Origin of the sequence: Levilactobacillus namurensis DSM 19117 (assembly GCF_001434785.1) — a bacterium.
Taxonomy (GTDB): Bacteria; Bacillota; Bacilli; order Lactobacillales; family Lactobacillaceae; genus Levilactobacillus; species Levilactobacillus namurensis.
Window position 1 is genome coordinate 99,206 of sequence record NZ_AZDT01000063.1, and the last position, 13,267, is coordinate 112,472.

At 52.4% G+C, this 13,267-nt stretch carries 13 protein-coding genes; 7 read left to right on the forward strand and 6 right to left on the reverse strand.

From position 1 onward, the window contains the following. Positions 1 to 604 precede the first annotated feature (604 nt). The 5 genes from FD30_RS09770 (at position 605) to FD30_RS09790 (ending at position 6,508) form a co-directional block, all read left to right on the forward strand. Positions 605 to 1,657 (forward strand): ABC transporter ATP-binding protein, encoded by a 1,053-nt coding sequence (locus FD30_RS09770; RefSeq protein WP_056944908.1) that lies wholly within the window; start codon positions 605 to 607, stop codon positions 1,655 to 1,657. Further along, positions 1,654 to 2,628, forward strand: coding sequence for an ATP-binding cassette domain-containing protein (locus FD30_RS09775; RefSeq protein ID WP_056944867.1), 975 nt, complete (start codon positions 1,654 to 1,656; stop codon positions 2,626 to 2,628). The genes FD30_RS09770 and FD30_RS09775 overlap by 4 nt, the downstream gene beginning before the upstream one ends. After that, complete coding sequence (locus tag FD30_RS09780) at positions 2,628 to 3,587, forward strand: ABC transporter permease (RefSeq protein ID WP_024747113.1); 960 nt, start codon at positions 2,628 to 2,630, stop codon at positions 3,585 to 3,587. Before FD30_RS09775 ends, FD30_RS09780 begins: the two co-directional genes overlap by 1 nt. A gap of 14 nt (positions 3,588 to 3,601) precedes the next feature. Beyond that, positions 3,602 to 4,552: an ABC transporter permease gene (locus tag FD30_RS09785; RefSeq protein ID WP_024747112.1), complete on the forward strand. Its 951-nt coding sequence runs from the start codon at positions 3,602 to 3,604 to the stop codon at positions 4,550 to 4,552. A 135-nt stretch (positions 4,553 to 4,687) separates the two neighbouring features. Next, positions 4,688 to 6,508 carry an oligopeptide ABC transporter substrate-binding protein gene (locus FD30_RS09790; RefSeq protein ID WP_056944868.1) on the forward strand — a complete coding sequence of 607 codons (1,821 nt, stop codon included), beginning with the start codon at positions 4,688 to 4,690 and terminating at the stop codon, positions 6,506 to 6,508. A 790-nt stretch (positions 6,509 to 7,298) separates the two neighbouring features. Here FD30_RS09790 and FD30_RS09795 read toward each other — a convergent pair. From FD30_RS09795 to FD30_RS09815, 5 genes are read right to left on the reverse strand one after another with little or no spacing between them, the layout of a single operon-like run. Next, positions 7,299 to 7,493: a hypothetical protein gene (locus tag FD30_RS09795; protein WP_056944869.1), complete on the reverse strand. Its 195-nt coding sequence runs from the start codon at positions 7,491 to 7,493 to the stop codon at positions 7,299 to 7,301. Continuing rightward, complete coding sequence (locus FD30_RS09800; protein ID WP_056944870.1) at positions 7,487 to 8,047, reverse strand: hypothetical protein; 561 nt, start codon at positions 8,045 to 8,047, stop codon at positions 7,487 to 7,489. The genes FD30_RS09795 and FD30_RS09800 overlap by 7 nt, the downstream gene beginning before the upstream one ends. Before the next feature lie 18 nt (positions 8,048 to 8,065). Further along, positions 8,066 to 8,842 carry a hypothetical protein gene (locus FD30_RS09805; protein ID WP_056944871.1) on the reverse strand — a complete coding sequence of 259 codons (777 nt, stop codon included), beginning with the start codon at positions 8,840 to 8,842 and terminating at the stop codon, positions 8,066 to 8,068. After that, entirely contained in the window at positions 8,829 to 9,548 is a 720-nt protein-coding gene (locus FD30_RS09810; RefSeq protein ID WP_056944872.1) for an ATP-binding cassette domain-containing protein, read from the reverse strand. Before FD30_RS09810 ends, FD30_RS09805 begins: the two co-directional genes overlap by 14 nt. Continuing rightward, positions 9,545 to 9,919, reverse strand: a complete 375-nt coding sequence (locus FD30_RS09815; RefSeq protein ID WP_024747106.1) for a GntR family transcriptional regulator — start codon at positions 9,917 to 9,919, stop codon at positions 9,545 to 9,547. Before FD30_RS09815 ends, FD30_RS09810 begins: the two co-directional genes overlap by 4 nt. 314 nt (positions 9,920 to 10,233) lie before the next feature. Between FD30_RS09815 and FD30_RS09820 the strand changes: the two genes are divergently transcribed. Together FD30_RS09820 and FD30_RS09825 are read left to right on the forward strand one after the other, a co-directional pair. Continuing rightward, positions 10,234 to 10,692 (forward strand): universal stress protein, encoded by a 459-nt coding sequence (locus tag FD30_RS09820; protein WP_056944873.1) that lies wholly within the window; start codon positions 10,234 to 10,236, stop codon positions 10,690 to 10,692. Positions 10,693 to 10,780: 88 nt separating this feature from the next. Next, entirely contained in the window at positions 10,781 to 11,662 is an 882-nt protein-coding gene (locus tag FD30_RS09825; RefSeq protein ID WP_056944874.1) for an RluA family pseudouridine synthase, read from the forward strand. An 822-nt stretch (positions 11,663 to 12,484) separates the two neighbouring features. On the opposite strand, the gene FD30_RS09835 is transcribed toward FD30_RS09825, so the two are convergent. Further along, the gene (locus FD30_RS09835; RefSeq protein WP_056944876.1) at positions 12,485 to 13,222 is read right to left on the reverse strand and encodes a glucose 1-dehydrogenase; all 738 of its coding nucleotides are present in this window, start codon (positions 13,220 to 13,222) and stop codon (positions 12,485 to 12,487) included. Positions 13,223 to 13,267: the final 45 nt, after the last annotated feature.

Genomic DNA, 13,267 nt, shown 5'->3' on the forward strand with positions numbered 1-13,267 from the left:
GTCACCGGCTGGGCCCTATCGGCTGCTGGGGCCTAACGGTGGTGGTCGTGTTTTTGGCACGCGGGGTCCAATTTAACGGCTAGTGTGAGCCGAGAGGTCGGTCAGACAGGGCTCAGCCGTGAAATTTTCCTTGGTGAGCGGGCTTTAGCTCGCCTAGGAAAAGGCCCAGCTTCGAGACCGCTCTTTGGCTCGAAGTGGTGCCCACGGCGTTCCAGCCCTGTCTGGCCGACCGGTAAGGCGAATAACTACTGCTCCCCCGTTCATGCAAGGGGTGCATAAGAAATATGCAGGGTCGTTTATAAAATTAATTGCGTTAAGAAATCGTTTTCACAAACATAGGGCGTTAGCCAATGGCTGAAACCAGTGGCGCAGAGGAGATTTCGGCCGGGGAACGAACCAACCCTTAACTTTTTTCCTATGTTTTTATGAGAGCCAGCTAACCCCGGGCTGACGGTAATTATGAAGGATTTATGAATAATTTTTGGGTTATTTTCTAATACTGGGGGTTGAAAATGAGAATTTGATTAATTATAATCAATCACAGTTAATATATAAGGCGTTTTTGTATACGGACAAACGCCGAGTTAATAAGTTCTACTTACGAATGAGAGATAAATTAGAAAATGGGGGAATTACCGTGGAGAACGCAACAGATTTTCTAAACATCAAAGACGTCAGCACGGCCTTCAAAATCAACGGGCAGTTCTACGACGCCATTTCGCACATCGACCTCCAAGTTCACCACGATGAAATTTTAGCCATCGTGGGGGAATCCGGTTGTGGGAAGAGTACGTTAGCCACGACGATTATGGGGTTACATAATCCAGCCGAAACAAAGATTTCCGGGTCCATCGACTTTGAGGGCACCGACCTGCTTCAGCTAAGCGACGATGAATACAACCAGTACCGGGGCGCCAAGATTGGGATGATCTTCCAAGACCCCCTGTCCGCGTTGAACCCCTTGAAACGGATCGAAGACCAGATCAGTGAGGTCATGGATTACCATTCCACCTTCACCAGCGCCGAAAAGCACGACCGGGTCCTTGAATTACTGGACCAAGTTGGGATCGTCAATCCCAAGCGAACGGCTCACCAATTCCCCCACGAACTTTCCGGTGGGATGCGTCAACGGGTAATCATCGCCATCGCGATTGCTTGCAAGCCCGACTTGATTATCGCCGACGAACCCACCACCGCGTTGGACGTAACGATTCAAGCCCAGATCCTAGATGTCTTGCGTGAGATTCAAAAGGAAAACCACGCCGGCATCATCTTGATCACCCATGACCTGGGCGTTGTCGCTGAGACCGCCGACCGGGTGGCCGTGATGTACGCGGGCCAAATCGTCGAACAAGGGACCGCCGAACAAATCTTCAACACGCCGGAACACCCCTACACCCGTTCCCTGTTGCGGTCGATGCCTCAACGGGATAACGAAAACGACGACCTCTACGTCATCCAGGGGAACGTCCCATCCTTACAGAAGATGCCCCAAACCGGGGATCGATTCGCACCCCGAATTCCTTGGGTTCCGGCGAGTGCCCACGAGGACAACCCGACCATGCATGAAGTCACACCGGGCCACTTAGTTCGGTGCACCTGCTACCGTGATTTTCAATTTCCAGACCAACCAGAGAAAGGAAGCGTGACTGAATGAGCTTAGTTGAAATCAAAGATCTGAAGGTCCACTACCCCATCCGTTCCGGCTTCTGGAACCGGGTCACCGACGAAGTACCCGCCGTTGACGGCATCACCTTCAACATTGAAGCCGGCGAAACTTACGGCCTGGTGGGTGAATCCGGGTCCGGAAAGTCGACCACTGGAAAATCTGTGGTGGGCTTGGAAAAGGTCACCGGCGGCTCCATCCTGTACAACGGTCAAGACATTACCAAGAAAGCCAATCGGCGGAAGTTGGACTACAACCACGACGTACAAATGATCTTCCAAGACTCCCTGTCTAGTCTGAACCCGCGGAAGCGGATCGAAGACATCATTGCTGAACCCCTCCGGAACTTCGAACACCTGAGCAAAGAGGACGAAAAGTTGCGGGTCTTACAACTCCTGGACATTGTTGGTTTGGACGCTGATGCGTTATATAAGTACCCTCACCAATTCTCCGGGGGCCAACGGCAACGGATCGGGGTTGCCCGGGCCGTGGCCACCAACCCTAAGCTGATCATCGCCGACGAACCCGTCTCCGCCTTGGACCTGTCCGTTCAAGCCCAAGTCCTGAACTTCATGAAGAAGATTCAACGGGAATTCGGCATTTCCTACTTATTTATTTCCCACGACTTAGGGGTCGTCCGGCACATGTGCAACAACATCGCCATCATGAACCGGGGCCGGTTAGTCGAGATTGGGACCCGAGATGACATCTACAACCACCCGCTCCATATCTACACCAAGCGGTTGTTAGCGGCCATCCCCGAGACCAACGTCAACCAGCGAGCCGCTCACCGGGCTTCCCGTCTGGCGGTCGAAGAAGTCTACCGGGAACAACAAGATAAGTACTATGACGATGAAGGCAAGGCCTACCCACTGGTCGCCGTCTCACCGACGCACTCGGTCGCCTTACCCGAAACCATCGCTAAGCAATTAGCCCAACAGGAAACCGAGGTGCAGGCCTAATGTGGAAAACCATTTTACGGCGGATCTTAATCATGATCCCCGAAGTCATCATTTTAAGTATCCTAGTCTTCCTGCTAGCTAAGGCGATGCCTGGGGACCCGTTCACCGGGTCGATCAACCCTAAGGCGGACCCCGCGCAAATCAAGCACCTGATGAAGATCAACGGCTTATACGATCCCTGGTACCAGCAATACTGGAACTGGGTGGTCCACCTATTCCACGGGAACTTAGGAAATAGTTATCAATATCAAGAACCGGTCACGCGATTGATCGGTGGTCGGGCCACCAACACCTTATGGCTGGCCCTGCTGACCATGATTCTGACCTACGCGTTGGCCCTCCCCATGGGGGTCTTCGCCGGTCGGCATGAGGGGAAATTACCTGATACGGTAATCCGGGTCTACACCTACGTCACTTACTGCATCCCCTTCTTCGTCATCTTGGTCATCGGTATCTGGATCTTCGGTTACGTCTTAGGGTGGTTCCCTACGACTGGGTCCATCACCTCAGGCACCACAGGCTGGCTGAGAACGATTGGTTCGCGTTTCTACCATATTCTCTTGCCAGCCGTCTTGGGAGCCCTGTTCGGAACCGTCAACATTGTCCAATACCTGCGGTCCGAAGTCATCGACGCCAAGCGCTCCGATTACGTACGGACGGCGCGGGCTAAAGGGGTTCCCAGCAAGGACATCTACCGGCACCACATTTTCCGGAACTCCCTGTTGCCAATTGCGGCCTTTGCCGGTTACTCCATCACTGGGTTATTGAACGGGTCCATCTTCACCGAAACCGTCTTCTCTTACCCTGGGATGGGACTTCTGTTCGTGAACTCGATCAGTTACCGGGACTACACGGTCATTACCGCGCTGGTCTTAATCTACGGAATTTTAAACTTACTGGGTACCCTACTCTCCGATATCATCTTGAGTGTCGTTGACCCACGGATTCGAATCGAATAGGAGGTCGACAAACAATGGCAGCAAACTTTAATGAACATTCAGACATTTCGGCAGCCGACCTCACGCGGTTGTCACAAGAAGCTAAAGCGGAGGCCACCCCGTCTTCGGCCCGCATTATCTGGGACGAATTCAAGGCCGACAAACCCGCCATGGTGGCCCTCGTCATCGTGGTCGGTTTCATCCTCTTCGTGATGATTGCCTCCTTATTCATCGACACGTCGAAAGTCATGCAGACCAATATCATGAACTACTTCAGCGCACCCGGCGCCGATGGGCTCCTCTTAGGGGCCGACTCAGCCGGCCGGTCCATCGCCCAACAATTGATTGTCGGGTCGCGGAACTCCATCGGAATCGCCTTAGGGCTGACCGTGATCTCCTCGACCTTCGGGATCTGCTGGGGGTTGATTTCCGGTTACTTCAACGGCTACATCGACTGGGGGATGCAACGGGTCTACGACTTCATGATGATGCTTCCCATGACCATGATGATCATCGTGTTGGTCACCATCATCAAGAACTACAACGCCGTGACTCTGACACTGATCTTCTCCATCTTCTACTGGGAAGGCACGTCGCGACTGATTCGGTCGCGGACCTTAGCGGAATCTGAAAAGGACTACGTGGCCGCGTCGAAGACCTCCGGGACCAGCAACTTCAAGATTATCTTCCGGGAGATCATGCCCAACATTTCATCGCTGATTATCGTCGATACCACGTTATCCTTCGCCGAGAACATCGGGGTTGAAACCGGGCTATCCTACCTGGGCTTCGGGTTACCGATTCAGACCCCGTCCCTAGGGACCATGATCTCCAACGCCAACGACCCCAACAACATCACCCAATACTGGTGGACTTGGTTACCAGCCGCGTTGGAAATCATCATTCTTTGTTTATCCATTAGTTACATCGGTCAAGTCATCCGCCGGGCCGCCGACGCTTCACAACGGCAAGGTGCCGAAGACTAGACTCGCTGAAAGCATTATGAATTTGAGGAGATGGTGCCACCTGATCTTGTGTCTCACGCTCCAAAGACCCGACGTTCCTGAGGAGAAACGCCGAGTTACCACCATTGCATCTGAAATTTAAGGGGGAACTCTGATATGGTTAAAAAGAAACTTGTTTTGTCAGCCATGGCGGTCCTCGCCACGTTAAGTCTGGCCGCTTGTTCCAGCAAGAAGTCTTCTTCATCCAGTGAAACTGCTGGGACGCACGCTTCCGTCAAACTGTCCACGAACTACAAGAACACCGCCAAGACGGACAGCAGTGCCACCAAGAACGGGACACTGAAGTTGGCTGAAGTCAACGATTCACCATTCCAAGGAATCACCGACCCAATTCTGGCTTCCAACACGGAAGACGCCGACGTCTTCGCGCCCGGTGGTCAGGACAACCTGTTCAACGTCGACAAGAACTACAAGATCATCGACGGTGGGCTGGCCAACCAACGCTTAAGTCGGAAGAACAAGACCGCGACGATCACGCTGCGGAGCAATGCTAAGTGGTCGAACGGTTCTAAGGTTACCGCCAAGGATATCGAATACGCCTACGAAGTGGTCGCCAACAAGAACACCACTTCCCAACAATACTCGTCAGACTTTAACGCGATTAAAGGGATGGCTGCCTACCACTCTGGCAAGGCCAAGACGATCTCTGGGATTACATACCCCGACGGCCAAAACGGTCGGACCGCCGTCATCCACTTCACCAAGATGTCACCATCAATGAAGTTCTCCGGGAACTCCTTCATCTGGGGCACCGTTGAACCTTACGAATACATCAAGAACGTCCCAATCGCTAAGTTAGCTTCATCTAAGCAAATCCGGAAGAACCCAATCTTCACGGGTCCTTACAAGTTGGACAAGGTCGTTGAAGGTGAATCCACCAGCTGGTCCCCTAACAAGTACTACTGGGGCAAGAAGGCCCAAATCGGCCACATCTCCATCAACGTGGTTTCTTCCAACAACATCGACAAGGCCATCCAATCCAAGAAGTACGATTCCGTTGTGCCTAACGCCTCCGGTAACTTGGGTGGGACTGACTACAAGAACTTGAAGAACCTGAAGAACTACAAGATCGTGGGTCAACCGGCTTTGAGTTACAACTACTTCGCCTTTAACTTAGGGTACTACGACACCAAGACCGGGAAGAACGTTTCCGATCCGAATGCCAAGATGGCTAACAAGAACTTACGTCAAGCTATGATGTACGCCCTGAACCAAGACCAGATCCTGAAGAAGTTCGGGAACGGGGTCTCATGGCGTGCGAACACCTTGATTCCACCAGTCTTCCAGAAGTACTACGATGCCAGCGAAAAAGGCTACACGTTGAACATCAAGAAGGCCAACAAGTTACTCGACCAAGCCGGTTACAAGAAGCGTAACGGCAGCAAGTGGCGGTCAGATCCTAAGGGTAAGGCATTGAAGATCTACTTCGGTGCCATGACCAGTAACGCCGCTAACATGGCGTCTTACCAAGACTACCTGCAACAATGGCACAAGATTGGGTTGAACGTTCAATACACTGGTGGTAAGCCAATGGAAATGAACAGCTTCTACGATACCCTGCAGAAGCCTAAGCAAGACAAGATGGACATCTGGACCGGTGCTTGGAGTGTTTCGTCTGAACCTTCTCAATCACAACTTTACGGTGATACCGCAGCCTTCAACATGGGCCACTTTGTCACTAAGAAGAACACGGAACTGATCAACAAGATGAACGACAGCTCCGCTTGGAACGATACCACGCGGACCAAGACCTTCAAGGATTGGCAGAAGTACATGAACGAACAAGCAGCCGTTGTCGGCGGCAAGTTCAGTTACGCCTGGGCCCCAGTTAACAAGCGGGTCAAGGGCTTCAACGTCAGTCCAGCTAACAACGAATTCTACAGCAACCTGACCCTTACGTCATCGAAGCTGCAATAATCGCGACATCAGTTTCACTAAAACGCACGAATCCCGCGAGGTTCGTGCGTTTTTTGGTGCTCTTTCCAAGTAGAGACACCGTCTAGCCACGTCGAACTAGTTGGGATCAAACTGGCCGCCCTCCGGCGCTCAGGGGTTGGAACGCCTGCGGGCACGATTTTGAACTTCGCCAAGACCACGAATTTCAAAACTCGGCCTGATGGTAAGCCAGCCAAAAACGCTGACTAACCATCATTTCGCTGGCTAAACCCCTGCTCGCCTCCGGGCTATGACCTATCGAACAAGCTAACGCTGAAGTGACTGGCAACGATTCGCTAACCAGATAGTGCTTGACCATAATGGAACAAGAAAATCCACTCATGTTACGGTGAACACATCGCATCTACTTTATAGATACACACCTTTCGCGAGTCCAGGTGGCCCGAATAACCGATTAGCCGACTTGTCATGCCAGTGAACCCGACTTTAAGCTTCATCAAGATCAGCTTTAGCTTAAGACCAGCAGATTATTGCCCCCCATTCCGCCAGTTGGCAATGGTGATTTTTAGCGCACGTTTGACGGCCATCAACGACCAGTATGAGCCGAGAGGGCGGCCAGACAGGGCTCAGCCGTGAAATTTTCCTTGGTGAGTGGGCTTCAGCTCACCTAGGAAAAGGCCCAACTTCGAGACCGCTCTTTGGCTCGAAGTGGTGCCCACGGCGTTCCAGCCCTGTCTGGCCGCCCGGTAAGGCGCTGACTTTACAAAAAAAGCCGCCACCCCAGTTGGGTGACGGCTTAGTCATATGTGCTTTAATACCGAGCTTCCGTCCAATGTTTTAATAAGTAGATATTGACGGCAACGGCTAAGGCCTCAGCCAACGCCATTAAAGCTAGGCTAATCCATAAGGTGCCATCTCCCGAAAAGCTGCGAGTCAGGTAGGTCTGCAGATTCAACAGCCACCCAGAAAGGTAGACCAGACCCCAGACCACTACGATAGCTAGCAAGATCTTAATGACCCGTTGACGGACCCCGGGACGAACGCGCTCAACGCGTTGACCACCAGGTGAATCAGGGTAATCATGATCCAACTGCCTAGCAACAGCAGGACCAGCACCAAGACTACCGCCAGGCCCATCGCTAGCCACGGCTCATCCGGCGATAGGTTCATCTGGAAGGCTTGCCGCCAGATACCGGGATGGGTGATGACCAGGCTCAAGCCAAAGGCCACCGTTTCCACCGCGCACAGGTATAGGTAGGCCCCAAACGTCGCGAGGAGGTTGGTCAGGTAAAGCTTGGTCGCACTGACCGGAATCAAACGAAAGGAATCATTGCGCACCACCCGCTCGTTATGGGCCGCTAAGCCCACCAGGCCCACTAGTGACCCAATACCGGTCCAGCCGCCCAACAAGCCACTGTAATCGAGGCCCCGGTAACCCTGCGACCACCCGGTAACCACCCAGGTGACCACAATGGCTAAGGCCCACAACAGAAGGATTCGATTCATCGTCCGTAACTTAGGCTTCCAAAGGGCACAAAATAAATTTTTAAATGATGTCATGGTTCTAACTCCCCTTTTCTAGCGAACCCGGGCTTCCACCCAAAACTTCAACAAGTAGACGTTGACCGCCATCATCGCCACAACGCCGATGACGAACATCCCCAGGATGCTCACCATCGCCGCGTCATTCCAAGCCGCCGTCACCCAATCGCGCAACTGAACCAGCCACTTGCCCAACCAAACCAGGACACCGACAACCACGATGGCCAGGAGACCTTTAAAAATCCTTTGGCGACCAGCCGGCAAAAAAGTACTCAGCGCGTTAGTCAGCAAGTGGACCAAGGTAATCAGGGTCCAAGCTCCCACGATCAATAGGCTAACTAGGAGCGCCACGAAGGCCAACACCCCCAACCAGCCGACGGTCCCGAACTCCCGTACGCCACCAGTCCAAGCAACCCGCAACCAGTGATTCAGGTTAGCCGCGGACTGCTGGCCACTAACCAGAGCGCTTAGCCCCATGACTAGGAGCCGGACCACCACGAAGTATAAGTATGCCCCGACCGTGGTGACCACCCCCGCTAAGTAGAAACGGGTATTGGTCACTGGCAGTAAGCGGTAAGTATCCTGTACCCAGTCGTGCTCGGTGCGTACCGCTAGCCAAACAAAGGCAATCACCCCTAAACCGACGCCAACGCCCGTGGTGATGTTCATGAGGTTGATCCGGAACCAGCCTTCACTGAATCCCGTCTGGACCAGGTTGCCCACCACTAGCAACCCGTACGCCAGCAACATCCAATTGGCAATGCGCCACTTGGGTCGCCAGAGCACCCGCACCGTTCGCCTAAAGGTCGTCATGCTGAATTGCCCCCTCGTAGAGACTCTCGTAGAACGCTTCGACCCCGATGCCAAATTCTTGGCGAATCGCGTCGCTACTCTTGTGAGCGCAGATGGTCCGGTCCTTGATCACCACGACCTCGTCCAATAACGGCGCAATCTCCGTGACGTAATGGTCACTGATGATCATGGTGGCTTCCGGCCGTTTCCACTTGATAATACTGCTGATAATCCGTTTCCGGCTCATACTGTCGATCCCGCTGAACGGTTCGTCTAGCAAGTACAGCGTGGCTTCCCTAGACAGCGTCAGGGCAATAATGAACTTTTCGCGCGTCCCCTTCGACAGCTTCGCCAGCTCCAGGTCGTCATCCAGCTGAAGGAAGGTGATCAGGTCCAGGTACTTCTTCGCGGAGAAATCCCCGTAGACCCGAGCGTAGAAGTCCCGCACCGCGCTCAGCTTAGTGGTTGGTCGGAACCCCTGCAAGGCTTCACTGAAACTGACCGCTATCCGGCGTTGGACCCCGGCCGTCGCGTCCCCGACCGCGATCGTTCCCCGGTATCCCTTGGCAAGGTCGGCAATCAACCGCATCAGGGTGGTCTTCCCGGCCCCGTTCTCCCCTAACAGGCCCACAACCTTCCCCGGTGTGATGGTTAGATTGACGTCCGTCAGAATCGTCTGATAATTCTTCCGGTAGGTTAAGTTGGTAATCGCTAATGCGTTGCTCATTTGTCTGCCCCTTTCTGTGTGGCGATGTAGGTCCGCAGTTCCTGGACAATCTCATCGTCGCTTAACTCTAATCCGTGCACCTGGTGATAGAACTGCTGAACGTAGGTGACGATTAAGTGATGCTTTAACGCGGCAATCTGGGTCACGTCTTCCGTGACGAAGTTTCCCCGGCCGCGCTTGGAGATTAGAACCTGCTCCGTGACCATTTCGCTCAATGCGCGTTGGACCGTGTTGACGTTGACCGTGAGATCGACCGCCAATTGCCGGACCGCTGGGACTTTATCCCCGGGTGCCAACTGTCCAGCAATGATCCGATGATACAAGTAATTCTTGATCTGGTAATAAATTGGGACCTTATCATCAAATTGCATAGTTTTTTCCTCCCCAAAGGTGACAGCAGTGCACTAATAGTGTCCTATTTATCTATTACACTATAACATCATGTTCCCACTTTTCGCAACCCCTGCCGGCAAAATCATAGCGGTCACCGGGAAACTTGCGGTATAATAACAGTAATTATTCACCGGGTCAGGATTTAAAAAAACGCCCCGTGCGGGTGGTCCGGCACGTGAGCTTACATGGCCTTTTCATAAATTTTTGTATAAATTAAGGGCTTACACACCCGGTAATAAATGATATAGTAGAGATAGGATTTCTATATGCATCGTGAAGGGGTGGCATCCATATGTTACAACAATACAAAAACATTCTGGTTCCCGTTGATGGTTCCAAAGCAACCCAACCAGTCCTTGAAAAAGCAATTGAAGTCGCTAAGCGCAACCAAACGCATCTAGACATTTTAAACGTGCTGGAAGTCAACCAATTCAGCGATACTTACGGTGGCGCGGTCAGTGGTGACGTCATCTACAAGTTATCTCAAGACGTCCAAGACCGGCTCGAAGACTTGAAGAAGCAAGCCATCGACGCTGGGGTCAAAGACGTCAGCATCCACGTTCGGTTCGGGAACCCTAAGCCAGTTATCGCTCGGGAATTCCCAACCGACCACGACACGGAACTCATCGTCATCGGGTCGACCGGGCTGACCGCCGTAGAACGGTTAATGGTGGGCTCAGTTACCAACTACGTTAGCCGGTCCGCTATCTGCGACGTCCTGATCGTTAAGCCGGAAGATTTAGACGACTAACTCTGATTCTCGATAATCCCATAGCCTCCCGCTGATTTAGCGGAAGGCTATTTTTAACGAAAAAATGCTCAAAGGAGATGTTGCTACCATGCACTGGACTTACACACGGCACCTACCGCCAGACTTTACGCCCCGCTCGGTCCGCCAACTCTTAACGGATTGGTGGTTGCCCAGCCACCTGGTTCACAGCCTGCGCATCGCTCAGCGGGTCTTGGTCAACGACCACTACCGGTCCATGAATCAGCTAGTCCAGCCTAACGACCGGGTCACCCTGACCTTTCTACCCGCAGACTTCGCTCATCCCTTCCCAGACGTCGCCCCCGATAGTGCGGCGACCGTCAGCGTGCTCTACGAAACGGCCGACTTATTGGTCATCAACAAGACCCGGGGCAGTAAGACTCACCCCAATCAACCCGGTGAACGGGGCACGACACTGAACCACGTGGCGGCCTACCTGGGCGCTGATCAGCCCGGGCCCTACATTCTCAGCCGATTGGACCAGGAGACCACTGGAGCACTGCTGATGACCAAGACCCCCGGAGTGGTGCCCATCATGGTCCGCTTGATTGCCGAGAAACGCGTCCAGCGTACCTATCTGGCCTGGGTCCACGGCCGCCTAAGCGGCCACGGGACCTTTACTGACCCGATTGGTCGTGACCCACATGATAAGCGTAAGCGCTTGGTGAACGGCGTGCATCCCCAGCGGGCCATCACCCACTACCAAGCCGTCGATCACCGGCCCGATGCCACGCTGGTCCAGTTGCGCTTAGAGACTGGTCGGACCCACCAACTGCGGGTCCATCTCGCAGCTAGTGGTCATCCTCTGATTGGCGATCCACTTTACGGCTCCCCCAGTCGGGTCCGCTTACGGCTTCACTGCTGGCAACTCAGCTTCCCGCAGCCCTTCACCCTAGACACACCCCCAACTACCGTCACAGCTCCCGTCCCCACTGATTTCGACCAGTTTTGAGTGGCTTCTCATGCGCCTTACCGGGGGACCACGAGGCTTACTAGCTCCTCACGGCTTATCCCCCAAATGAACCATAAGTGGAAAACACTAAGGGGGCACCTCGCAAACATAACGCCAGTTGGTAAAAGGTGGGAAATATAAGTCATGGTCGTATCAATAAAGAAACTATTAATATTTTTGATTAGTGTATTACTATCTATAGGATCAGCGTTTTATTCAGACACTGGGTTCTGGTTTAAAGTTTTACTTTTCTTAATAGGGATTGTGACTAACTTTATATTATTAATGGATCTGTCAAGGATAAAAAGTATTAAGAACCTATTTTCTGAGAACAACAATAAAAATTATTCTCCTTGGGTAGAGTTTCTGGGTGGTGTTATTGTCGTTGCATGGAGCCTCCAGATTCCCACAAGCCTTTCGTTAATAGAAAGCGTGGCTTGGATAGTTGCAAATTCAATTTGTGCTGCAAGTGCGTACTACTGTGCCTGCCTAGTCGTTAGTTTTCTTTTACGGTTACAGTCAAAAATTAAATGAGTAAAAGAAGTGTACCGAAGATTTATAATAATTCTTCGATACATTTCTTTTTGACTATTTCTAATTTTACGATTGGTACACAATGAAATTGCCGTGTGCTATTTTAATGCATGATGACTATAAAATGGCTCCCCAGATTGGCTTTAAGCCAGTCTAGAGAGCCATTCGATTATTAAGTTAATCCACAGCACACTCATCGTGAGCACCACGACCAAACTATCGTCGATTCGGTCCTTTGTGACCGCCCGGTAAGGCGACTGATGCTCACTCGTGTCAAATTTTAACGCTTTATTGTGCCGTGTACCCGCCATCAACCACGAACTCGGCACCCGTGGAGAAGCTGGATTCATCAGAGGCTAAGTAGAGGGCCATGTTGGCAATCTCGCTGGCCTCGCCTAACCGGCCAACTGGATGTAGGGCTTCCAACTCTTTGCGCTTTTCAGGATAAGCGTCCACCATCGGCGTATGCACATAGCCGGGGTGAATCGAGTTGACCCGAATCGGGTAATTCTTTTCCGCACAGTAGAGCGCAGCGGACTTGTTGAGCATCCGCACGCCGCCCTTAGCCGCGTTGTAAGCGAACAAGTTGGAGATCCCAATCAATCCGGCGATGGAAGACAGGTTAATGATTGACCCGCCCTGGGCCTTCATATGTACAATGGCGTGCTTGACCCCGTACATGACCCCATCGAGGTCAACGGCTAAGACCTTGTGCCAAACGTCGTCGGTGATTTCTTCCGCATTATTGAAGCTCAGGATACCGGCGTTGTTCATCAAAACGTTCACCGGACCAAACGCCTTTTCAGCGGCTTGGAAAACGGGTTCCCATTGGTCTTCTTGGGAAACGTCCTGCTTCACAAAGATGGCGTTGTCGCCGATTTCCTGTAACGCTTCAGCGCTACCTTGATCGTCAATATCGGTGATAACCACCTTGGCGCCCTCCTTAACGAAGGCTTTTGCGGTCGCCAAACCAATTCCCTTGACGCCACCAGTTACGATTGCCACTTTTCCATCTAAACGTGCCATACTAACTTCCTCTTTTCCAAATCAAGTTGCCTCTAAGTGATACTG

Excerpts from the sequence above, each read along its gene's own strand:
- FD30_RS09770 (WP_056944908.1), top strand. The coding sequence starts at position 605 with ATGAGAGATAAATTAGAAAATGGGGGAATTACCGTGGAGAACGCAACA.
- FD30_RS09775 (WP_056944867.1), top strand. The coding sequence starts at position 1,654 with ATGAGCTTAGTTGAAATCAAAGATCTGAAGGTCCACTACCCCATCCGT.
- FD30_RS09780 (WP_024747113.1), top strand. The coding sequence starts at position 2,628 with ATGTGGAAAACCATTTTACGGCGGATCTTAATCATGATCCCCGAAGTC.
- FD30_RS09785 (WP_024747112.1), top strand. The coding sequence starts at position 3,602 with ATGGCAGCAAACTTTAATGAACATTCAGACATTTCGGCAGCCGACCTC.
- FD30_RS09790 (WP_056944868.1), top strand. The coding sequence starts at position 4,688 with ATGGTTAAAAAGAAACTTGTTTTGTCAGCCATGGCGGTCCTCGCCACG.
- FD30_RS09800 (WP_056944870.1), bottom strand. The coding sequence starts at position 8,047 with ATGACATCATTTAAAAATTTATTTTGTGCCCTTTGGAAGCCTAAGTTA.
- FD30_RS09805 (WP_056944871.1), bottom strand. The coding sequence starts at position 8,842 with ATGACGACCTTTAGGCGAACGGTGCGGGTGCTCTGGCGACCCAAGTGG.
- FD30_RS09810 (WP_056944872.1), bottom strand. The coding sequence starts at position 9,548 with ATGAGCAACGCATTAGCGATTACCAACTTAACCTACCGGAAGAATTAT.
- FD30_RS09815 (WP_024747106.1), bottom strand. The coding sequence starts at position 9,919 with ATGCAATTTGATGATAAGGTCCCAATTTATTACCAGATCAAGAATTAC.
- FD30_RS09820 (WP_056944873.1), top strand. The coding sequence starts at position 10,234 with ATGTTACAACAATACAAAAACATTCTGGTTCCCGTTGATGGTTCCAAA.
- FD30_RS09825 (WP_056944874.1), top strand. The coding sequence starts at position 10,781 with ATGCACTGGACTTACACACGGCACCTACCGCCAGACTTTACGCCCCGC.
- FD30_RS09835 (WP_056944876.1), bottom strand. The coding sequence starts at position 13,222 with ATGGCACGTTTAGATGGAAAAGTGGCAATCGTAACTGGTGGCGTCAAG.